This is a genomic window from Variovorax durovernensis, assembly GCF_977011995.1.
In genome coordinates, this window is sequence record NZ_CDRNCW010000003.1 from 58,116 (window position 1) to 80,175 (window position 22,060).

General features: G+C 65.6%; 19 protein-coding genes. 17 read left to right on the forward strand and 2 right to left on the reverse strand.

Features of this window, described 5'->3' with window-relative positions; genetic code table 11:
- Positions 1–184 precede the first annotated feature (184 nt).
- The 9 genes from ACWV14_RS37425 (at position 185) to ACWV14_RS37465 (ending at position 10,655) form a co-directional block, all read left to right on the forward strand.
- On the forward strand, positions 185–1,060 hold the full coding sequence (locus ACWV14_RS37425; RefSeq protein ID WP_298706052.1) for a DotH/IcmK family type IV secretion protein: 876 nt from the start codon (positions 185–187) through the stop codon (positions 1,058–1,060).
- Positions 1,057–2,469 carry a DotG/IcmE/VirB10 family protein gene (locus ACWV14_RS37430; RefSeq protein WP_298706055.1) on the forward strand — a complete coding sequence of 471 codons (1,413 nt, stop codon included), beginning with the start codon at positions 1,057–1,059 and terminating at the stop codon, positions 2,467–2,469. Before ACWV14_RS37425 ends, ACWV14_RS37430 begins: the two co-directional genes overlap by 4 nt.
- Entirely contained in the window at positions 2,470–3,534 is a 1,065-nt protein-coding gene (locus tag ACWV14_RS37435; protein ID WP_454909687.1) for a hypothetical protein, read from the forward strand.
- Positions 3,535–3,547: 13 nt separating this feature from the next.
- Positions 3,548–4,042, forward strand: a complete 495-nt coding sequence (locus ACWV14_RS37440; protein ID WP_454909688.1) for a hypothetical protein — start codon at positions 3,548–3,550, stop codon at positions 4,040–4,042.
- A gap of 61 nt (positions 4,043–4,103) precedes the next feature.
- A complete protein-coding gene (locus ACWV14_RS37445) occupies positions 4,104–4,514 on the forward strand; it encodes a DUF6750 family protein (RefSeq protein WP_298706065.1) in 411 nt (136 codons plus the stop codon).
- Positions 4,515–4,693: 179 nt separating this feature from the next.
- On the forward strand, positions 4,694–5,389 hold the full coding sequence (locus ACWV14_RS37450; RefSeq protein ID WP_298706068.1) for a hypothetical protein: 696 nt from the start codon (positions 4,694–4,696) through the stop codon (positions 5,387–5,389).
- Positions 5,389–6,645 carry a hypothetical protein gene (locus ACWV14_RS37455; protein ID WP_298706071.1) on the forward strand — a complete coding sequence of 419 codons (1,257 nt, stop codon included), beginning with the start codon at positions 5,389–5,391 and terminating at the stop codon, positions 6,643–6,645. Before ACWV14_RS37450 ends, ACWV14_RS37455 begins: the two co-directional genes overlap by 1 nt.
- Complete coding sequence (locus ACWV14_RS37460; RefSeq protein ID WP_298706074.1) at positions 6,642–7,397, forward strand: hypothetical protein; 756 nt, start codon at positions 6,642–6,644, stop codon at positions 7,395–7,397. The genes ACWV14_RS37455 and ACWV14_RS37460 overlap by 4 nt, the downstream gene beginning before the upstream one ends.
- A gap of 90 nt (positions 7,398–7,487) precedes the next feature.
- Complete coding sequence (locus ACWV14_RS37465; protein ID WP_454909690.1) at positions 7,488–10,655, forward strand: hypothetical protein; 3,168 nt, start codon at positions 7,488–7,490, stop codon at positions 10,653–10,655.
- A gap of 555 nt (positions 10,656–11,210) precedes the next feature.
- Here ACWV14_RS37465 and ACWV14_RS37470 read toward each other — a convergent pair.
- Together ACWV14_RS37470 and ACWV14_RS37475 are read right to left on the reverse strand one after the other, a co-directional pair.
- The gene (locus ACWV14_RS37470; protein ID WP_454909691.1) at positions 11,211–11,714 is read right to left on the reverse strand and encodes a hypothetical protein; all 504 of its coding nucleotides are present in this window, start codon (positions 11,712–11,714) and stop codon (positions 11,211–11,213) included.
- A gap of 2 nt (positions 11,715–11,716) precedes the next feature.
- Positions 11,717–12,616, reverse strand: a complete 900-nt coding sequence (locus ACWV14_RS37475; RefSeq protein ID WP_454909692.1) for a hypothetical protein — start codon at positions 12,614–12,616, stop codon at positions 11,717–11,719.
- A gap of 152 nt (positions 12,617–12,768) precedes the next feature.
- On the opposite strand from ACWV14_RS37475, the gene ACWV14_RS37480 reads away from it, so the two are divergent.
- From ACWV14_RS37480 to ACWV14_RS37515, 8 genes are all read left to right on the forward strand, one after another.
- Positions 12,769–13,593, forward strand: coding sequence for a bactofilin family protein (locus ACWV14_RS37480; protein ID WP_454909693.1), 825 nt, complete (start codon positions 12,769–12,771; stop codon positions 13,591–13,593).
- 159 nt (positions 13,594–13,752) lie between these two features.
- The gene (locus tag ACWV14_RS37485; protein WP_454909694.1) at positions 13,753–14,172 is read left to right on the forward strand and encodes a hypothetical protein; all 420 of its coding nucleotides are present in this window, start codon (positions 13,753–13,755) and stop codon (positions 14,170–14,172) included.
- A 2-nt stretch (positions 14,173–14,174) separates the two neighbouring features.
- Positions 14,175–14,792: a hypothetical protein gene (locus tag ACWV14_RS37490; RefSeq protein ID WP_454909695.1), complete on the forward strand. Its 618-nt coding sequence runs from the start codon at positions 14,175–14,177 to the stop codon at positions 14,790–14,792.
- Positions 14,777–15,274: a lytic transglycosylase domain-containing protein gene (locus ACWV14_RS37495; protein ID WP_298706095.1), complete on the forward strand. Its 498-nt coding sequence runs from the start codon at positions 14,777–14,779 to the stop codon at positions 15,272–15,274. The genes ACWV14_RS37490 and ACWV14_RS37495 overlap by 16 nt, the downstream gene beginning before the upstream one ends.
- Complete coding sequence (locus ACWV14_RS37500; RefSeq protein WP_298706098.1) at positions 15,274–16,812, forward strand: secretion/conjugation apparatus DotM-related subunit; 1,539 nt, start codon at positions 15,274–15,276, stop codon at positions 16,810–16,812. The genes ACWV14_RS37495 and ACWV14_RS37500 overlap by 1 nt, the downstream gene beginning before the upstream one ends.
- A gap of 72 nt (positions 16,813–16,884) precedes the next feature.
- Positions 16,885–17,976 carry a thioredoxin fold domain-containing protein gene (locus ACWV14_RS37505; protein ID WP_455342747.1) on the forward strand — a complete coding sequence of 364 codons (1,092 nt, stop codon included), beginning with the start codon at positions 16,885–16,887 and terminating at the stop codon, positions 17,974–17,976.
- 4 nt (positions 17,977–17,980) lie between these two features.
- Complete coding sequence (locus ACWV14_RS37510) at positions 17,981–18,769, forward strand: hypothetical protein (RefSeq protein WP_454909697.1); 789 nt, start codon at positions 17,981–17,983, stop codon at positions 18,767–18,769.
- Positions 18,770–18,823: 54 nt separating this feature from the next.
- The gene (locus tag ACWV14_RS37515; protein ID WP_455342748.1) at positions 18,824–22,018 is read left to right on the forward strand and encodes a TraM recognition domain-containing protein; all 3,195 of its coding nucleotides are present in this window, start codon (positions 18,824–18,826) and stop codon (positions 22,016–22,018) included.
- Positions 22,019–22,060: the final 42 nt, after the last annotated feature.

Here is a 22,060-nt window from a genome sequence, read left to right on the forward strand (position 1 = left end):
CCCTGTCCATGCCCAGGGTGTCGCTCGGGTGTCGAACCCTTCGGCCGCCGTGGCCCAGCAAGCTCCTGTACAGGCTCAAGCGCAGACGGCACCGGTGGGCGCTCTTCCGGGCAGTGCGCCCATGCCGGGCGGCGTCCAGGGTGGGCTTCCTTCGCCGGCTGTGGCTCCTTCCGCAAACGCGGCCATGCCCACGCCCTACGTGACCACCACGCAGGCTGTGCTAGACAAGGTGTCGCCCCTGACGCCGAAGGAAATCGTCAACCTGCGCAAGGCAATCGATGAACGCAAGGATGCGTTCAGCGAGAACATCACAGGTCGGCCGCCCGCTCGCCCCACGAGCACCCAGACCACCATCGACCTTTCACCGGGCGGCACTCCTCCAGTGCTGCGCATCGCGTTGCGCCAGGGTGCGACCATCATGTTCGTGGACGCCGCCGGCCGCCCGTGGCCGGTCGAGGCCGCCGACAACTTCAACACGGCCGGGTACATGGTCACCCAAATGGCCGAGCACGTTTTCTCGGTGGGCATGCGCCTGCCGCAGATCGGCAACATCGCATTCAAGCTCAAGGACATCGCCCGCCCCGTGTCGGTGACGATGATGCCAGCGCAGGACGCAACGGACTACAACTTGGACCTGGTGGTGCCGAAGTTCGTGGGCGGCCTGCCTCCGACGGCGATGGCAAGTGCGGCGCCCGCGCCAGGCCACCTGTCCGACGAGTTGATGGGCTACCTCTACCGCACGCCGCCGCGGGAGGCGCGCCGGCTGATCGTGGGGGGCAGCGGCACTGACGAGATCATGGCCTGGCAGATGTCGGCCAACAGCATGGCCGTGCGCACCTCGGCGCAGATCCTTTCGCCGGCATGGATACGTCGCCAGGGCTCCTCGGACGGCGTTTTCGTGTACCAGCTTCCGATCACCCCCGTCGTAGTGATCTCGCAGGGCGGTGAGCTGCGCAGCGTGGCCCTCAAGGGGATCACGGTCGAGCCAGTCGGCGCCAACGCCACCAGCGTGTCGGCCGCCATCCTTTCCAGCGCACAGAGCCAGGGAGCCACCAAGTGACGGCACAGACCAACGAAGAACTCGTGCGAGGCGAAGCCGTCGAGCATGACCTGCATGCTGCGGAATCGCAGTCCATTGGCGACGGTGCCGTGGCGGGAGCCCCACAGGGCGCGGCACGCATCGACCCTGGTGCCAAGCGGGTGATCAAGTGGGTGGGCATCGCTGTCGGCGTGGCTGCCGTCCTCATCATCGGCCTGGTGGTGCTCGCTGCCTCCAAGAAGGACATGAACGCCACAGTGCAAATCCCCGCGCGCGCGAACGGCGGGCAGCAGACCGACGTGGTTCAGACCGACTACGAGAAGGGCCGCCTCGCCGAGTTCCAGCGCGAGAAGGCCGAAGAGAGCCAGGCAAAGGGCGGGGTGTACGTGCCGCCGCCGGCGGGTGCGCCGACGCAGCTTGCCGGTGTCGGCGGTGGCGCCGGTGCGGGGTCCTACCAGACCTATGTGTCGCCCCAGCAGGTGGCCGTGCAGCAGTCGGGCACGCTGCAGGACCCAGTTCGCCAGCAGGCGATCCAGGAAGGCCTGAATCGCCAGCTGGGCCAACTGCTGGCCGACGCGGCCATCGGCATGCCGATCGAGCGGGTGCAGGCGCTGGACGAGAAGAAGCAGACCCAGGTCGCCGACGGCGCCGGCACTGGCGCCTTCCCACGTGGGTCATCTGGTGGCGCCGTGCAGGCGGAAGACCCGGATCTTCCGGCGCCGCTCACGATCGTCGCGGCGCGCACCACCTCCCCCATCGACACCGGCAAGACGAGCTATGTCTCGGCCGAGGTGGTCGGTGGGAAGTTCGCGGGTGCGTTCCTCAAGGGAACGGCCATCCTGAACAAGGGCGAAGGCCTGCAGGTGATCTTCACCGACATGCGTTTCAACGGAAAAACCGCCCGCATCAACGCCGTGGCGCTGGACGAGCAGACGTCAGCCGATGCGCTGGCCGGCAACATCGACCGGCACATTCTCACGAAGTATGTGCTGCCGGTGGCCTTTGCGACCCTCTCGGGTGCAGCGAGCGCGATCGCTCAGCGCGGCACAGAAGTCGTGTCGAACGGCTTCTCGTCCTCTGTCAGCGTCCCCGTGGCGACCGACCGTCAGGCCGCCGCCGCCGGCATCTCCTCCGGCACGCAGATCGGTCAACAGGTTGTTCAGACCTTGGCTCAGCAGCCCAACACGGTCACTCTTCCGGCGAACACCCTGGTCGGCGTGCTGTTCAACACCGTGCAGACCGCCAGTACGGCACAGGCGCCTGCTCAGCAGCCACAGCAGCCCCAACAGCAGGCGACCCCGGACCGGCAAGTACGCCAGAACTTCCAGCAGCCGACGCAACAGCAGCAAGTGAACCTGGCCACGGGCATGAACTACGGCACGTTTGCCCCCCAGGTCCTTCCGTACAACGCAACACAGGCTCGCCAGTAAATGAGCAAGAACGACACGAACGCCGACGGCTCGTCCACGGTAGACGATCTGTGGGACGGCGGCAGCAATGGGCAGTCCGATGTTCACGACGCCATTGATCCCGAGTTCGACAATTCCGAGGCGCGCTCGGTTGTGGACGAGTCCATGGTTGATGACGCCCAGTTCGCCCCGGTGGGCGAGGAGTCGGCCGCGGCGCCAGCCAAGAAGAAGGGTTCGAATCTGGCCTTCTACGCAGTGGTCGGTGTCTTTGCGGTGGGCGCAGCGGGACTGCTCGGCTTTAAGGCCGGCCTGTTCGGGCGCGCATCGAAGGCGCCCCTGGAGCCGATCACGCTCGCACAAGGCCCTTCAGGTACGAGCGGCGCGCCTGCGAAGACCGAATCCCTTCTGAGCGGCGGGTCCGCCGACCCGCTGTCTGGCAGCAAGTCGGCCGCGAAGGTCTCCGACATGGAGTCGGACCTGTTTGGTGAACGCGCGGCAACCAGCTCCACGGCCCCGGCCGCTGTGCCTGCCGCCGAATCTCCGGCGCCCGCCGTGAAGGTCGATCCGCCTGTGCAAGTCGCGCAGGCAGTCCCTGTGGCCCCCGCCGCCCCGGCTGTTGTCGAGAAGCCTGCCGCCGTCCAGCCGCCCGTCGAGGCCGTGCGCGAGCCGCAGAAGAAGGTCGAGGTGGTGGCAGCTACTGCCGCTGATCCCAAGCCTGCCAAGGTGAGCAAGACGCGTGCGGCACGCAACGCACCTGTGGTGATCGGGAAGAAGGCCGCGGTGAAGCCCACCGAAGTGGTGGCGCGCAGAGCCAAGCACCGTACGGTCGTGGTGGCGCGCGCTTCAAAGGGCAAGGCCGCTCGAGTGGCAAAGGACCCTCGTCCGGATGCCCCTGAGATCATGGCCGGCTGGAGCCTGCGCGGGACCTGGCCGTCGCAGGGCCCGAGCCAACGCGCGTGGATCGCGGACGAGCAGGGCCGCGTCACGACCGTGTCGGTGGGGCAGTACATCTCGGGAGCGAAGGTGCTCTCGATTGGCAAGCGTGGCGAGGTGGTGCTGACCACGGCCGGCCAGATCGTTCCGTAAAGGAGGCGAACACATGCCTGATTTCGCCAGTTTCCTCAAAGAGTTCTCGGACCTCGCGAAGGCCCTGGTGCCGCTCGTGTACTGGGGCGCCCTGGTCGTGGGCCTGTTCTTCACGGGCGCAGCGCTGAGCAAGATCGTGAAGATGGGCAAGGACTCGCCCGGCGGCCATGCGCCGACCTGGGCGGGCGTGGCCGGCAACCTGCTCGTGACGGTGGGCTGCACGATGCTCAACGCATGGGTCGATTCCCTGACGAAAGACTTCGGCGGGATCGGGGAGGGCGTCGCGTCGCAGATGGCCTACATGCGCGACAACACCTCGGGATCGCTCGCACCCTTGTGGACGGCGATCTATGCCTGGATCTTCCTGCTGGGCATCTGCGCGATCTTCCGCGCCTTCCTGCTCTTCAATCGCGCCGCCCAAGGCCATGCCCAGGAGGGCGACGGCTTCTGGCGGGGCTTCTGGCACATCCTGGGCGGCGCCATTCTCATGAACATCGCGACACATTGATCCGCTCACCGTTCGACCAATTTCTCACCCACCGACCATCAACGAATCCGAAGGAGCAATCTTGAAAAAGCTGATCACCAATTGCCAGGCGCGCATCGCGAGCGCCACCATGCTTCATGGCCCAGCGACCATGCGCAGCGCAGCGGTCACCGTTGCCGCAGCGCTGATGTCGACCTCGGCGTTCGCGCTCGACGCGAACAGCTCTGTCCAGTCGCTGATCAACCTGCTCAAGTCCGGGGTCACGCTGATCCAGTGGGCCCTCATTCTGATGGGCATGGCCTCCATAGGCTACGGCCTCATGAAGTGGAAGAAGAAGGGCCAGGACAACGGCGGCGACCAGGTCGAAGCCCGCCAGATCTGGATGCCGATGGCAGCCGGCGCCGCAATGATTTGCGTCTGGGCTGTCGTGGAATTCGCGGTGACTTCCGCAGGTGGAAGTACTTCCGATATCGGAAGGACTTCAAGCTTCTAGGACGTTACAAAACGTAACAGCTAAAGCACCGCAAAAATATAACGGCACAAAAGATAGACTTGTGACGTAGAAAACGAAGGCCCGCATTCAAACGAGTGCGTGGATGCAGGTCGACGTTGGGATGGCGATTCGCCGTTTCAACGATCGACCTTTCTCATTTCTGGGCGACCGACAAGCAAATGTTCAATCTGATTCCTGGCATCAAGAGAAGCGTTTTCCGTGAGAACGACCGGCGCGCGACGCAGGCCGACGCGGTGTTCGTCGTTCGACGTCCGCAAGTGCTCGAGCGGGCGCGTTACACATGCCAGGCGTGCCAGTACCGCTCCATGCAGACGCCCAAGAAGGCCACGCGGCTGCAGGTGCACCACAAGGATGATGACCATCACCACAACGAGGACGAGAACCTCGTTCCAGTGTGCAGTCTGTGCCATGGCTACCCCCACCTCGGGTGCAAGACGGCTTCTACCGGTGGCGGCGGTGGGCTTGCCTCGGACGCCCAGCTCGCAGCGCTCCCCGAGCTGACGGCCGCGGACCTGAACAACCTGTTGCGCGCCATTGGCGCGGCGATGAACGACCCTGCCGAGCGCGAAGCGGCGGCATTCATCTACGAGGAGTTGTGCGAGCGGCTGCGCCCGGTGCGCAAGGCGTTCGGCACTTCTCATGCCTTGGACTTCGCCGGCGCCATGGCGCAGCTGAGCACCGTGGACTACGCGGCGCGCGGCGAGGCGATCGCGGACCTGCGCGTGGTCTGGCGCGCGCCGGTCCTCAAGCAGGCCGGCAAGGAAATGCTCGAGGACTTCCCCTCACTTAAGCCGACGAGCTGGATGGCCGCCTATGGCGATCTGGTCGACGAAACCCTGGCAGCTGCGATCTGATGTCCATCACCGCTTTCTCTGGCCGCCCAGGAGCCTCTCGCGAGCAGGAAGACCTGCCGATGGCGATGAGCGCCGTGCCCGACTTCGGTGTTGCGCATTTCGACCTGAACGACGTCGGTTCGGGGGGCATCTGCTACTCCACGAAATCGGGCTTCCGGCGCTTTCAGTCCGGGGGCGACCTGATGAACGACATCTGGATCACGAACCTGGACATGGTGCCGCGGCAGCTGCCAAGCCTGCGCTCGAACAAGTTCTTGCAGACCAAGATCACCACGCTCGCCGAGGACCTGGGTGTGGAGCTCACGGGCTTCAAGCAGGTGGATGGTGTCGACAAGGGCGGGATGGTGGACGTGGCACGGGTGCTCAACCACACCCGTGATCTCGTTGCCGCTGCTTACCCCTGGAAGGCGCCAGATCGCGAGTGGTCCAAGCCCCGTCTGGGCGAATGCATCGCCGAACTGCTGCCATCGGTCGAGCGCCCCGTGCCGCAGGTCGAGGTGGCGCTGCAAGGTGCCTACCAGTCCTGGAGCAGCCCGCAGATGCAGCCCAAGCTCGTATACGACCGTGGCTCGCGGATGGTGTACCTGCGCCGCAACCGGATGCAGCATGCCCTGGACATCATGCGCACGCCGCTGCCCACTGGCGGCTGGGTGGCCACGAAGCCCAATCTGGACGCACTGCTGGACCCGAGCCTGCCGTCGCTGGTCGAGGTGATGATCGAATGGCGACATGCCGATGCCGACCTGGTGTCGTTGATCGCTTTCGGTGCCGATGCGGGTGACACGAAGATTCGGCGCTGGGTCTCCCAGATCGAACTGACCTGGCTGATCAAGTACGCCCGGATCGAAGTGCGGTCAGCCTATTCGGCGAACACGGCCGCGCCACTGCCGGTGCAGCTGCAGCTGCCGCGCCTCATTGCTGGCGATCCCGTGTACCAGCTGTCGATTCCACACGGCCTGGTGGCCGAGGCGCACTGGACGGGGCTGGCGCGGCCGCCCTACAGCCGCCGCGCGCGCGCGGGCGAGATCACGACCACCTCGGTGTGGTTTCGTGCCATGGATCGCGCCATCTCGTTCCAGATGGCGCTGGCCGCCCGGCAGCTGGGTGGCAACGTGACCGGCTATGGCTCTGGTGGCGTGCAAGTGCGCTTGGAGAACACATCAGTTGAACAACTTGTGGAGGTTGCTGACGCCGTCGGCGCCTGCCATCCGTGCCTGGCTTCTGAAGTCGTCGGGCGCGAAAGGGGGGACATGTGAGAGGTACTCCAGAGGCGCGGGGCGACGGTTGCCTCTCGCGAATCCTGTCTCAGGCGCCGGCGAAGGCCGGGCCGGACTATGCATCCTGGCTGGTCACGTGGACGCGCAGCGGCGCGCGCGACGAGGCCGGCCACAGTCTGCCGGAGGTGGCCTACCAGCCGCTGGCCGAGCGTGTGGGGAGCGACGTCCTCGACGAGGACAACATGCGGCCTATGCATCGACTGCTGACGCGCCACCCTGGGGCGCCGATGGCGTTCGCGGAGATCGCCCGCCCGTCGTCGCCCTTCCTTCGCCTGCGTGCGCTGGTCGAGTACCTGAAGACGCAGTCCGAGCGGCCCGACGTGACGAACGCGAGCGACCAAGGTTCCTCCACCGCCTACGTCAGCCCTCTGCACATCAACGAAGTGATGCGTGGCTACCAGGTCGAAGACACTCAGCACGCCGAGCAAGAGATCACCAACCTGCGCAACTCCGCTCGTGAGCATGTGATGCGCGGGCTGTTGGGCATTGCAGCTGAAGCCTCCGAGGAGGCGTTCAATGCCGCGACGAACACTTGGCTGCGCAAGGAATACGCCCGCCGGCGCCAGGCAGAGATCCTGGCCAGCTCGAGCTCGGCCAGCACGACAGGAGCGGCGGCCAAGGGCGCCCAGGCGGCCAGGCCGTCGGGTGAAATTCCCCTGCAGCCCAGCCCCGCAATCCGCAAGCCCGACCGGCCGCTGAGCTTCGGTGCGCCGCGCGCGCCCACGGCGTAGCGGCACCGACCATCCCGGTTTCCAACGCCGACCAACGACTACCGAGCGAAACGCATCCACGCCCCGCACAGGCGATCACATAGGAACCTCATGTCGACGATTCTTCTCACTGTCCTTGGCGCCTTCGGGCTGTTCGCACTCGTGTGGGGGCTGAGCCACTTCGGCATCCGCGGTGTCGAGCAGTTCATCTACTGGGCGGGCTCGCAGATCTCGCTGGGCGACAGCGCGCTCGCATGCGACTGGCGCGCGCCGGTGCAGACAGACCCGGACCTGCCCGCCGAGATCATGGCCCTGCAAAGCGGCAGCCTCGTGTCCTTCGTCGAGATCAAGGGAATTCGCCGCTACATCGGCGCGAAAGAGTTTGAGACCCTCGCGGTCAACCTGGCCAAGATCACCGCGAATCGCATGAAAGCGGGCAACGGCCGCAACCACAGCATGAGTTTCTGCTTTCGCAGTGACGCAGCCGGGTCGCTTCGGCTTGCCCGCGAGCTGATTGCCCCGATGTCCACGACCGCCAAGCGCCTGGGCGTCGTGCAGATGGACTTCTTCGACGCGCGAGTGAAGGAGCTGGCCCACACCTGCGTCGACGAGTCGGTCTATCTGGCCGTTTACACCCATCGCGCCGGCATGAGCGCCAACGAGTCCGCAACGCAGGCCGAGCGCCAGCGCAAGGTCGGTTCGGAGCTGACGAAGAAGGGCGTGTCGATCGCCTACAACGACCTGTTCTCGCAGTCGATGGCGCAGCCCTCCAGTCTGCTGGTCACCCGCCACCGCTCGATGGTCGAGAACCTGGTCAAGGACCTCGCCATGGACATCAATGCCGGCGGCACTTACCTGCTGGCGGAAGTGCTGCCGGTTCGCGTGGCGGCGAACATGGTGCGCCGTGTGTTCGACCATTCGAACTTCCCCTCGAGCTGGGCACCCCGCTTCATGGGGGACAAGCGGGCGATCGGGGCGAGCGCCATGCCTGGGAGTGGCCGTGATGAAGCGGGGGTGATGCCGGTGTCCCTTGCGCGCCAGATGATGCCTGCGAGCTTCAAGGAGGAATTCAAGGCCTTCGAATTTGCGCGCCAGGGCAGCTCCTACACGGCCAGCGTGGTCGTGGAAGTACTTCCCGAGGACGGGTCCGAGCCCTTTAACAAGCTGATGGACAAGCTTGGCCGCGATATCCCGGTGGCCTACGTGCAGGACGTGTTGCCCAACGGGCTGGACTTTCGAAAGGCCGATCAGTTCTTCGGCAGCTTCATGGCCGCAACGAGCGACTACAACAAGGGCATCAAGCAAGGATGGGACGAGCTCAAGGAGATCGAGAAGGCGGGCGGCTACGTCGCCGCGACCCGCATGATCCTCACCACTTGGGCGAAATCCGAGGATGAGCTGCAGTTCCAGGTCGAGTACCTGCGCAGCACGATCGAGGCATGGGGCTCGACCGTCTGCACCAACGAGACGGGCGAGCCCGGCCTGGCCGCGATTTCGACGGCCGCGGGCTTCGGCCGCGGCGCCGGCGTCGCTCCGTACCTGCCCGCGCCGATCGAGGAAATTACCCGCATGGCTCCGGTGGTGCGCGCGGCGTCGATCTGGAAGACGGGTCAGCTGATCGCCTCGACGTTGGAAGGCCGGCCTTACCCGATCGGCATCGGCACGAGCCTGCAGACGTCCTGGGCGACCGTGGGCTTTGCACCCACGGGCTCGGGCAAATCGTTCTTCATGAACTTGCTCAACTCCGGCCTGCTCATGGCGCCCGGCGCACAGGATGTGCCCTACATCACCATCGTGGACGTGGGCCCGAGTTCGAAGTTGATCATGGACTTGTACCGCTCGATGCTGCCGGCGAACAAGCGCGACCAGGTGGTGTCCATCCGGATCAAGAATTCGCCGGAGTTCGCCGTCAATCCCTTCGATACCTTCCTGGGCTTCGATGAGTGCACCGAACAGGACCGCGACTTCATCACCGCCGTGCTGGGGACAATCGCTCCGGGCCTGGGTGAGGAGAGCGACAAGTTCTTCGTGAAGCTGATCACCGCGGCATATGAGCGGTTCTCGCGTGCCAGCGCCGAGGCCAAGCCGTGGCAGAACGCAATGGATCCGGAAGTCGGCGCGCTCTACGAGCGGCTGGGCAACCCCATCGTGGAAGGGCGCACGCGGGTTTGGGACGTGGTGGACGCACTGTTCACCGCCGGCCATGTGCAGCTGGCCGAGCGCGCGCAGCGCTATGCGATGCCGATTCTGAAGGATCTCTCCAAGGTAGCTCAGCAGCCGGACGTCACCCTGATGTACGGCTCGGCCCTGGCGGCGAACGGCGTCGAAAAGCTGATCGACGTCTTCCTGCGTAACCTGAGTGTGGCGTCGACGGGCGCGTATACCCTGCTCAGCAGCTACACGCAGGCGAACCTGGGCACCGCGCGCGCGATCTCGATCGACCTGGAAGAGGTGGTGAGCTCGGGCGCATCGGAGGAGGGGCGTCGCCGGTCGGCCCTCATGTTTCTGTTCGCGCGTCGTCTCGGGGCCCGCAACTTCTTCGCGCGCTGGGAGGAGGTCAGTGCGCTGTGCCCGGAGCTGTACCGCCGCTACCAGAAGGACCGCGTCGAGAAGCTGTGGGAACAGATGAAGTTCCTGGAGTACGACGAGGTGCATTACGCCTCGGGCGCCGACGCCTTCCAGCGCCTGCTGGCGCAGGATCTGCGCGTGGGCCGCAAGTTCAACATGGTCACGATGATGATGAGCCAGCTCGTGCAGGACTTCCCCGATGCGATCATGGCCAACTCCACGAACTTCTACATCTTCGGCATGGGCGACGGCAGTATGGCCAACCAGGTGAAGGAGGCGTTCAAGCTGACCGACGCCGAGATGCAGGCGATCAGCGTGCACTGCCGTCGCCCGGGCACGCTCTTCGCCCGCTTCGTGACCACCGAGGGCGTCCTGGCCCAGGTCCTGAAGACCACGGCGAGCTCCGTGGACAAATGGGCTTTCACGACCAACGCCTCGGACGCGCCGGTGCGCGCGGCGCTGGCCCGCAAGCTTGGGGGCACCGAGGAAAGCTACTGGCAGGCGCTGGCCTTGCTGGCCAAGATGCTGCCGGCCGGTTCGGCCAAGCCGATGATCGCGGCGCTCATGGCGGAGAAGGGCGAGTTCGACATCGACGATTCTTCGGTGTCGAACGACGTGGCCGCGCGGCTGATCGCGCGTGCACAGCGAGAGGGCCTGTTGTCGGCAGACGGCGTGGTCGAAAGCGCGGAGAACGCAGTCGAGCTTGTCTAAAGCCTGTGGTGCGGCAACGCTGCACCGTGCCTCGCTTGTTCCGAGCCTAGTTGGCAGGCTTGAGCGTGGCGCCAGTGCCGTTGATAGCCCGGGCGCTGGAAGCGGAGGCGCTGAGATTCTGGCTCCTCTGGAGGACCATGTAGCAATGACTGAACCTCGTCTCCTCACAAAGCCGCGGCTCGGAGAGATCTGCAATGGCTGCGGCTACTGCTGCTCGGTGGAGCCTTGCCAGCTCGCCAGAGAATTTTTGAGCTGCGATGTCGGCCCTTGCGTCGCCCTCGAAGAGCGCGGCGGGCGCACCATTTGCGGCCTGGTACGAAACCCACTGGGCTACCTCTTTGCAGCGGCACACCCTGGAGCTGCTGTTCCTGTCCTCGAGACAGCCGCAGCTACCGAGGAGGGTGACCGTCTTTCCGCTGAAATTGGCGGGGCCCTCGGACTCGGGCGGGGCTGTGACGCAGACGACGATGAGCACTCCCGAGCATGGGCACTAACGGTCTCAACACGGTAGTCCAAAAAGTCAGAAGCGCTGCGCGCAATGCGCGACGTGCTGGGCTAGCCCGGTAGGCGTGTCCCGAAGGCATCGCGCTGCATCAGGCCGCCAAGGCCAACCGTGAAGCGGTCGAGCATGCCAGCGCGCAATAGCGTAAAGCCCCACTCGAACGACTGCTGAATGGCGTGCTGCGCATCGATGGAGCCATCGTTGTGCATGATCGCGAGCGCGCGCACCAGGACTGTAGGCGTGAGTGATTCCTCCTGTGCCAATCGGAACAGGACAGTGAGCTCCTCGCCGATCGAGGCGTGAAACTCTTCGCTCAGGTAATCCTCGACCGTCCCCAGGTCGCCATGGCCATCCATCGAGCGCACCGGCACCAGGATCGGGTCCTGTTCGTCGATACCGTCGATCCAGCCGACGTCGACTCCGTCAACGTTGAACACGGCGAAGATGGTGTCGACCTGAAGCATCTGCTGCTCGATGGACAGAGTGAAATCGTTGGCGTAGGGCGAGTACAGGCCGCAGGCGACCCGGATCGGCTGGCGTGGGTGGTGGTGTTGCATCGCTATCGGGGTGCGCGGTCGCGCAGCATGTTGTTCAGGCCGATGCGCCGGCGCTGAGCAGCGCCCGCCGCGAGGATGGCGCGCGAATTCGACTCCTGGAACTGCTGGCGCAGATCGGCGGCGACCCCCGCAGCCAGGTCGGTGCGCTGCTCTTCGGAGAGGGTGTTCGAGCGCGGCACGTTGCCGCGATGTTCCGACTCGATGTCCCGCAGCGTCTCGACGTGACCTTCCGCCTGATTCAGCGCTGCCAGGTCCATTGCAGCTTCGGAAAGGGCGGCCATGCTCAGCGATTCCAGCTCCAGGCGCTGGCGTCCCGCATGAGCGCGCGCCGCGTCGGAGTAGGACAGATCGAGGGGCAGGGCCTCCCAGTCCATGGGCTCCACCACTTGAGCTTCTTCGGGGCGCTGCTGCTCCTCGAGGGTGTGCGTGGCCACGCCGGGTGAGCTGAGCCCCAGCTGCATCGGCTGGCAGTCGCGTGAGCCCACGGCGGCCTGGCTGAAGTGAGCTCGCTCGATCTCGCGCTGCATCTGCTGCAGGATCTCCAGGCCCGCGCCGTCGAGGAGTACGCTGCGCCGGTCCCCCGAGCGCAGCGCAGCCTCCCGCACGGCCAGGTGGTTCTGCTCGCGCAGGTCCAGCATGTCCAGCAGGTTCAGCGAGTTGCCGGGTATGAAGCGCATTTCAGCGTGGCGATTTCCGTCCGCGCCGGCGTTCGGGTCGACGAACTCGTCCACGCCCAGGCCGGCGGCCGCGTCCTCGGTGCCTGCACCCGTGCCGCCGGAGGCGCCGGACTCGGAACCGGAGCTGGCGCCACCCGTGCCAATCGCCGTGCCCGATCCCCGCCCCGCCGGATCGCGTTTGAACACCAGCGAATCGCGAAGGGGCGAGCTGGTGAGCTTGTTCATAGGGTCCTGGGGGTCCATCAGGCTGGTGTCCTTTCGGTGCGCGCGTGCTCATCATAGGCAATGGTGAGATGCGGAAAAGATCGGTTATGTTGACCGGCTCTACTCCGCATAGATATCATCGCACGGTGCAAAACATTTTAACGAGGGTACACATGAACAGCACTGCAATTTCGAACGGTGATGCCGCTGGCATCGCCTCCCACATCCCCGCCTTCCTGTCGAGCGCTTCGGGCAGCGCCACAGTGATCGGCGAGGAGACGGTCTTCAATGGCGACATCAGCATGCGCGCCGGCCAGGATCTCCTGGTGAATGGCTGCGTGATGGGCAGCATCTTTCACGCCGGCAAGGTCGTGATCGGCGCCAGCGGCCTGGTGATCGGCTCGATCTACGTGAGCGACCTGGAGGTCCTGGGCATGGTCGACGCTTCACAGGGCGAGATCCTCGCCACGGCCCTGAAGTCGCATAGCAACTCCCACATTACGGCAGCTAAGGCGACTGTCGGCGCAGGTGGAATGAGCTACGACCGTGGCGCCTTCCTGAGTGCGAACCTGGGCATGCAGAGCGCCGAGGCTGTGGCCGAACGGCTGGACTGCCTACTCAAGGCCGAAGAGGAGAAGGCCGCCGAACGCCGTGAGGCCATTGCCCAGGCCCGCCGCCTTCACCAGCCGCTCGCAGCATCGGTGCGCGATGCCCTGGCGGCACCGGCGCCCACGGTACCTGTGGCGGCTGCGCCTGCGGCATCGAATGTGTCCAGCATCCTCGCGCATCAGCCGATTGCGGCGTCCGGCCGTGCCTACCCGAGCGCTTCTGACCTGGTGGCGGCCACGAGCGTCAGCGTGCTGGACGAAGCCGCGGCGCAGAACGAAGTCCCCGCCTCGGCGCTTGTTCATATCGGCGATTCGCCTTTCGCATCGGGGCTGCCCGGTGTCGATGACGAGGTGGACGACTCGTCATCGCTCGAGGCCTTGCACGGCTGAACGCGAAGTGGCGCCCTGTAGTTATTCACAGTTCCTGGGGAAAAGCAGGGCCCCAAAACGGCATCGGGCCTGCCGCCACGCGGGTTTGCCTGGGGTGCCTGCAATTTCAGCACTGAGCGCCGCTCCCGCGGCTCGCATCGCAGATCGAAACAGCGAAGCATGAGCAATCTACCCCTACGCATGCCCAAGGGAACGTTCGACAGCCAGCTGGCGAAGGTGATTTTCGGCGACGATGTGACCCGCCAGCGCGGCCCGCTGTCCGATGCGCAGCAGCGCGAGCACGCCGCCAAGCTGCTCGAGTGGCTCCCGGATCAACCCGCGGTGGTGATCCTCATGGGCGCCGCCCTCATCGACAGCCGTGTCGTCTCGCGCCTGCATGGAAGGCATCTGCGCGTGGTGGTGAAGTGGTTCGTGGAGAACGCGCCCACGGCCACGCAGTCGATGCCCGTGCTCTCCCGCTACACGTTGGCCATGGCCCGTGCTGTTGGCTACAACTCACTCTTTCAACCCGCACCCCTGGCGCGCCTGCGCGGGGCGCTTGCATACGAGGCCGGACACGCCGGCTCGGGAGATTCGTGATCATGGGATTCTTCACGCGCAAGGGCCGGCCGGATGACGGCGCCGACGCCGGTGTGGATGGCGAAGAGCGCACGCCTGCGCCAAGCCGAGGCCAGCGCGCTCGAGCGGCGGCCGCGAGTGTGATGGTGCCCAAGGGCGTGGGCCTGGCCTTGGGCCAGATGGGCAAGTCGCGCAAGAACCTTGCGCAGGCACTGGCGGCCGCGCGCGAGACCCGCGCGCGCCTGCTGAACGAGTCGAAGCTGCCGATCAAATCCGTGATCCTCACCGACGGCAGCGAGCATGCGCTCCCGGCCGATCCGGGCGAGCGCTTCGAGTACCTCTACGAGGTGATGGGCTGGACGCCCGAGCTGCACAAGAGCCAGGTGCGCGCGGTGCGCTTCACGAAGTTCGCTTCGATCGCGATGACCGTGGTGTCCTTCGCGCTCATCTGCTTCCTGGTGTTCAAGGTGCCCCTGTGGATCTCGATCATCATGGTTCCCGCAAGTCTGCTGGTGTTGGCCATCGGCGCCGCTACCACCTTTCGCTGGGCACTGGTGGAGTTCCAGTACACCCGGCGCGCGCTCGTGGACTGGCGCACGTTCCTCGTACAGCCGGATATCTTCCGATGGATTTTCTCCTGATCACGGTGCTGGCCGGCTCGTTGGGCATGGGCCAGCCAGCGCAAACCAACCAGGTCCAGGTGAAGCTGCCCGAGGCGCTGCCCGCGAACTGCGTGCAGGCAGCGGCCGATCGCTACAGCGTGCCCGCGATGCTGCTGCTGGCCATCGTGAAGTCGGAGTCGCGCGGCCGTCAGGTCGTGAACTGCCGCAACGCCGCGGGCGGGTGCGATCTGGGGATATCGCAGATCAACTCCCAGTGGTGGGCACCGTACCTGATGAAGAACTACGGCATCCAGCCCGAGCGCCTGCTCAATGACAACTGCCAGGCGCTGATGGCGCAGTCGTACATCCTGCGCAAGGAGTCGCGCTCCAAGCAGTGCAACGGCGATCTGTGGTGCGCCGCGGCGCGCTACCACTCGCCGAACTCAGCCGATCTGCAGCGAAAGTATGTCCAGCTCGTGTGGAACGCCCACCTGGGCATCCTGCAGCGGGGGGCATTCTGATGGCAAAGGGTGGCGGTTCCGCGATCCGTGACGCGGCAAATGCCGAGGGCCAGGCCCTCTCGATGGCGTTCGGCATGGGGATGGTGGCCCTCATTCTCGGGGGCACCTTGTGGTTCACCGGCTCGAACCGGATCGTCTACTACTCGTCGCCGGTGCTCAAGGCCTGCGGCTGGCTCTACAACCTGATTCCTGGCGGAGGCGAAACCTGGGGACGGGTGAGCTACCTGCATGACGCATTCCGATCGCGTCCCAAGGACGTGGCGCTTTTTGACTATCTGCGGTTCGTCGACTTGACGCTGCAGCCGCTTGTTGTGGTGACGGCGGTGGTGATGGCGGGGCTCGTGGCCTGGACCTTCACGAACCGGGCGAACGACCTGGCGCGCAAGCCCTCGCCCGAGCGGCTGCTCAAGATCCTGTCGCGCAAGTTCTCCGGCATCGTGCCGGTCATGCACCTGGGTGCCAAGCTGGTGGCCAACGAGCTGCCGCGGTGGCGCCCGCAGGTGTGGCCCGAGGAGGTGCTGCTCAATGAGAAGGTCAACGGCAAGCCGATGCTCACCGACAACAAGGTGAACCTCGAGCAGCTGCGCCTGTACCTGCAGGGGCAGCCGAGGCTGATCAAGGGTGCTAATCGTCTGTACAGCCGGATGCTGGGCATCCAGCTCGTGTCGATCAAGCACGACCGGGAGCTGACCAAGGGCGGCGCGAAGATCGTGTATCCCGACCGCATGAGTGCAACGGGCAAGGTGATGTACGCGCTTCTGGTCTCCCACGCCTTCGGCGGCAAGGAAGGCAAGAAGGACTACGAGCGCGCGATGAACGAGCTCAACTACTCGTGCACGGACCATCCCGAGGGGCTCCCCAACCTCACGGTGGCGCAATGGATCTTCGACAAGTACCGCACGCATGAGAAAGCGGCCAACCTTTTCTCGGTGCATCACTGGGAGTACACCTACCTGTACGCCCTCTTCTTCATGGCCAAGCGCCAAGGCAAGGTGACGCACCGTCAATGGCTGTGGCTCAAGCCGCAGGACCGGATCCTCTTTTACGTGCTGAACACCGTTCTTCGCAAGGTCCCGCACACCGAGTCGGCTGCCGTGTGGTGCCAGTTCGACTTCGAGCGCAAGGCGGCCAAGGAAGGGCTCGTGCCGGTGAGCGAGGACGGGATCCCGCAGATCTTCGTGACGCCGGCCGAAGAGGCCATGGTGGCGGCCTGGGACCATCACGTGCACGGTGTCGACGACAACGAGGACCGCTGGTGGGAAGACGGCCAGGTCTGGAGGCGCGCGAACAACGTGAAGCTGTCCTCACCGCCGCTGCCGCCCGCCGAGGCCTTGGCGGCTGCCAATGCAGATACGCGCTTCGACGACGAAAGCCGCGTGAAGACCGCCGAGTCTGCCGCGAACTTCGACAAGCGCGTGCGCCAGGGCGCTCAGTCGCTGATGACCAGTGGCGAGTCCTACGACGAGTACGCCTCGCTGGGCGCGGCGGCCGCCGCATCCACTGGTCGGACCGGCAGCATCACTGGCGGCGACTTCTGATCGCCCGACGCTTTCCTCGCACCCCGCTCACCAACACAGGCTTCGGCCCCGACCTTCCACTGATTGGTTGCCATGACCCTCCCGACTGCTCCCATCTTGCCTTTCCCCGAAATCCGCTCCTTTGCTGACCGGTTCACCAGCATCAACGGACTCACAACTGCCAGTGTCGCAGACGCTTTTTCGTCCTCAAACATTTTTACCGCGATGCACCCCGGCAGCGGCGTTGTGTGGATGGTGCGATGGTTCGCTCCCACGTCGCACCTGGTTGTATCTCGCACTGGCGCGGGCGCAGACGGGGCAGGGAGCGAAGAACTCTGGCGCCGGGAAGTGAAGGACGCGGGGGAACGTCGTGCGCTGATCAAGAACATCGTCGACCAGTTCGCCGCCTTCAACGAGCAGTGTGACAAGGCAGCAGGTGGTGGCGCAGTGTCCCGTGGCGTAGGCTGGCTCAAGGATTACCTTGTGGCGCTCGTTCGCCGCCCGAAGTCGATCTGGAGCGTTTTGCGTGCGCTGCTGAAGTGGTTCCTCATTTTCATGGGCTTGCTCCTGTGCTTCACCCTGCTCATGCAGTACCTGTATGGCTACAAGGGGCCGGTGTCGCCGGGCGCCGCATCCCCACCAGCCGCCGGCGTCCACCCGGTTCCGGCCGAGCTGCGCGATCGCGCGCTCGGCGACGCGCTCACGATGACCGAGATGCAGGTCTTGGCCAACGCAACGCGAGAGGTGGGCGTGCAGATGCGTCCCACTGGTCAGCCCTTCGTCGTCTTCAGCGATCCCAACTGCCCTGCTTGCAAGGACCTGGAGTCCAAGCTCTCGCAGGTGGATCCGCGCTTCGTCCCCGTGATCGTGCCCGTGTCATTCAAGCCGGGCTCCGACGAGCTGGTCAAGCGCGTTTTCTGCGCGAAGGACACCGTCGCCGCGTGGTCGGTAGCCGTCGGTGGGCTCGCGGCCACCGGTGACGCCGCGAGCGATGGCGCCTGCCCTGACGCAGCGCAGAAGGCGCTGAGTGCGAACGCGGCGTTCACTGCGCTGAATTTCTCGGCAACGCCCACGCTGGTCTCCGCCACCGGCAAGGTGGTCGCAGGGTCGGGATCGATCGAACGCATCAACAAGTGGCTCGACACCAACGGCGGCCTGCCTGCGACGCCTGCACAGAAGCCCTGAGCCCATGGGAACCACCGAAGCGAACATCCGAAGCGCCGCGCGCGCGCCGCGCAAGGATTCCTGGCTGACGCGCCTGTGCAACTGGCCGCGGCGCGGGGCCGCCAGCGAAAGCGCTGCCGGCCCCGACAGCGCGCCAGCAGCCGAGCCAACTGTGGAGATCGCCCAGTGCCTGGCGGACTTCGACGACGGGCTGCGCGTCGTCGAGAAGGCGTGGACGGGGAGCGCTCTCATGTCCAAGGTCAACCCCATCCGAGTGGAGCGCGTCTTGGATGCCTTCGTCGAGGGGGACACCCAGGCAATCGCCGCGTTGGTGGTGGAGATCGTCGCCCCCGCCAACGCGGTCTCCCCGGTGACGACGGTGACGTCGGTCAACAACCCGATGCGCGAGCAATTCGTGCGTGGGGTGATGGGGGCCGTGTTCGCCGCGATCGTCGACGTCGAGCTGTCCTACGACAGCAAGACGCTCACCGCGGCGGCGCTGATTGCTCGCGTACGGCGCTGGATCGCGGACCCCGACTATCGACAGGCGGCCGGCGAAAGCACCTTGAACCCCAACGAGCTCGAGCTGGCCAACGACGTGCTTTGCGACATCGCCCGGGACATCGTGCAAAGCCACGAGGGAAGCGCCCCGGCGGCGGCGATGACCCGTCTGGGCATCGTCGGGCCCGTGGGTTCGGCGTTGCAGCTGGTGAGCGTCCTGGAGCGGGCTGGGCGGGCGGCATGGGATGGCGGCGGACGGCCCGGAGCACAGCCATCCCAGGACCCCCAGGGCCGGCCGGCTGGCGCCGCCTGAGGCCCTTGCTCACTCCACCCCAGATCACGCCAGGGAAGGCGCACAGGACGACACATGGCTCTGATTGAACAGCACCAGGAAGTAAAGCTCTCCAGGAACATCGCCGACGTGCGTTCCTGGGGTGAGAAGTATGCGGAGAAGCTCTCCAAACCCCAGTTCCTGGCTGTGAACGTCGCAGGGCTCATCCTTGCGATGTTCGCCCTCAAGCTTTTCTGGCCGGTGTGGGTGGTGGGCTTCATGTTCCTGTTCTTCACGCACAAGAGCTACCGCGTGCTGCTGCCGTTGCGCTACCCGCCCGACGGGAAGGACGAGAAGGGCAAGGCCGGCGACGGGATCATGTACGTGGGGCGCATGCGCTCGACAAACACCTATGAGAACTGGCGCGAAGTGTGGATGGCCGACTCCGACTTGCGCACCCACTTCTTGATCCTGGGCTCGACGGGCTCGGGCAAGTCGGAAACTCTGAAGGGCATGTTCTACAACGCCCTGTGCTGGGGTTCAGGGTTCTTCCTGGCGGACGGCAAGGCGGACAACAAGATGCCGCTGGACCTCATGGCCATGTGCCGCATGACGGGCGTGGACGATGACTTCCTGGGACTGAACTTCCTGATTGGTGGAAGTTCGCCCGAGAAGATCCGGGTGCTGCGGCGTCGGCGCACCAACGGCATCAACACCTTCTCGGACTCGGACGCCGACACGCAGATCCAGATGGGCGCGAATCTGATGCCCAAGGCCGAAGGGGAGGGCAAGAGCTGGCAGGAGAAGGCGCTGAACTTCTGGCGCGCCCTCGTGGTGGCCATCTGCTACAAGCGCGACACGCAAGGCTTCGAGATCTCGGTGGGCACCTACATCGACTACATGGGCCTGCCCAAGGTCGAGGAACTGTACGTCGAGGGCTACAAGGAGTACTTGGACACGGGCGAGTGGTCCTATGGCTTCGTGGGCATCAAGAGCTACTGCGAGTCGGGCGGCTGCCCCGGCTTCATGGTCGACCGGGTGATCGCCAAGTACAACCTTCCGCCCGATCCGAACTCCGCGAGCCGCACGGGGCTACCGGACACACGCGGACAGGGCCGCGGCGCGGCAGCTGGCGGCGGCGGGATGGTTGTTGTCGGCGGGGGTATGGCAGGTGCAGGAAAGCCGGCGCAGAAGACCGAGCAGGAACAGGCTGTGTACGACCAGCACGGCTACCGCATCGGTCAGCTGATGCCGGCGCTCAACCTGCTGGACAAGACCTACGGGCACATCTTCCGCGCGAAGTATTCCGAGATCGACATGGTCGACGTGGCACTGAACAACCGGGTGCTCGTGATGATGATTCCCTCCCTAGAGAAGTCGGCGTCCGAAGCCGAGAACCTGGGCAAGCTGGCGATCGCGTGCCTGCGGGTGATGATGGGCCGCAACCTGGGCGCCGACATCGAGGGTGATCGCGCACAGGTGCTCGAGTCCAAGGCCACCGAGGCGAACTACCCGTTCCTGGTGGCGCTGGACGAGCTCGGCTACTACTTCTCGGATGGCATCGCCGTGATGTTCGCGCAGGCGCGTTCCCTGGGAATGTCGATGATTGCCGCGGCGCAGGACATCGAGAAGCTCACCGAGGGCAGCCGGGCCGCGGAGGCTGGCGCCATGCTCGCGAACGCCGTGGCCAAGTATTTCATGCGCATTGACGACGCGCAGAAGACCCAGAAGCTCATCTCGGACTATGTGGGCAAGGCCCGGGTGGCGGTGCATAACCAGTACCAGCTGATGGCGGGCGGTTTCCGGCGGGACAAGGCGATCTCTGTGGAGACTGTCGAGCGCGTGACGATCGAGGATATGCAGAGCCTGAAGACAGGGCAGGGCATGATCAACACGCGGGGCAAGACGTTCGGCGTCGACGGCTTCTACGTCGGCGACTACCTGGACGAGCACAAGATGAAGGAGTTCCGGCTTAACCGCTTCCTGCAGGTGCGCCCCGTCAGCATGGATGAGGTCCACGCCAACGCCATCAAGGCCGAGGCCGTCGACGACAAGGTCAGCCGAGGGCTGCGCCTGATCGACATCCTCACCTATAAGTCCTCCGTGCACCTGGACCTGAGCCAGGACAAGAACATTCTCATCGCCCGCATTGCGATGGTGGCGCAGGCACTGCCCGCCAACATCACGGGTGCGGAGCGCGGCGCGGCGTTGTACGTGGCTGCGCGCAAGGCGATGCAGTTCATGGGCATGGACAACCCGAGCGAGAGAGCGGAAGGCACGAGCGCAGCGGCCTCGGCCGCCGGCGGCGCGGAAGCGCTCGCCCGAAAGTCGGAGGCGCATGGTGCGGCTTCCGAAGCCGAGGAGAGTGTGGGCCTGCCGTCCAAGGGCGAGTTCGCATCGTTCACGAAACCCGCCGCCCAGGTGCCGAGCTTTGCGCCACCGGCACCAGCCCATCCAGACGTAGTTCTGGCGGGCGGTGGCGGGGTGGGGGCCGACGACATCGATCCTTTCCCGTACCTCGACGACGCCGTTCTGGAGCGCCGGCCGGTGGCCGAGATCGCTGCGCCGGTGCGTCCGGTTTCTGCGCCCGTCGCAGCGCCGCCCCCGGCGCGCCAAACGGCTCAGTTGCGAACTGCGCCCTTGGAGGTGGACGCCTTCATCGATGGGGCCCACGAAGTCTTGGCCGCGGCACCGTCACAGCCGGCGCCCGGCCCGGCAGGCAGCGCGGCGGAGTTGTTCAACGACCTGGACGGCCGCGCGCCCGCCGCGCCGCGGGCGACAGAAGCACCAGCTCCTGCAACGGCCGCGGGTCCTCAGATCGCCCGCGTCGGCGCCGGCGATCTGGCGGCGCCGAATATCCTCTCGGCCGCGGTCAAGGGGTCCATTGCGGACCTGCTCTCCGCCGGCCGGGTCGTGCACGAGAAGTCGGCGCGCTCATCGACGGGTGCGAAAGTGCGTCCAGATCAGGAAGACAGTGGAGCAGGCGCAACGCCTGAGCTGCCAGGGTCGGCGACGCTCGGCCAGAGCGGCGGCTGGGTGTCGAACGCGCTCGCGGGCGCTGAAACGACCCTGCGGAAGGTCGGCTCCGACGCCATCGGCTTCGACGACCAGACGCGGGCGCTCGTTGTGTCCGTCGAGGCCGCGCTCGGCGGGAGCGATCCGATCGCTGCGGCCCAGATCACCGAGCGGATCGTTGCGTCTCAGGTTACGCCAGTGGAAGAGGAGCCTCTCGTCGAGGCCGCAGAGCAGGACCTGGACGCCTTCCTGGCGAGTATTGGGCGGGAGGGCTGAGCAATACTGATCGGGCCCCGATCTGTACCTATGGCTTCGGGA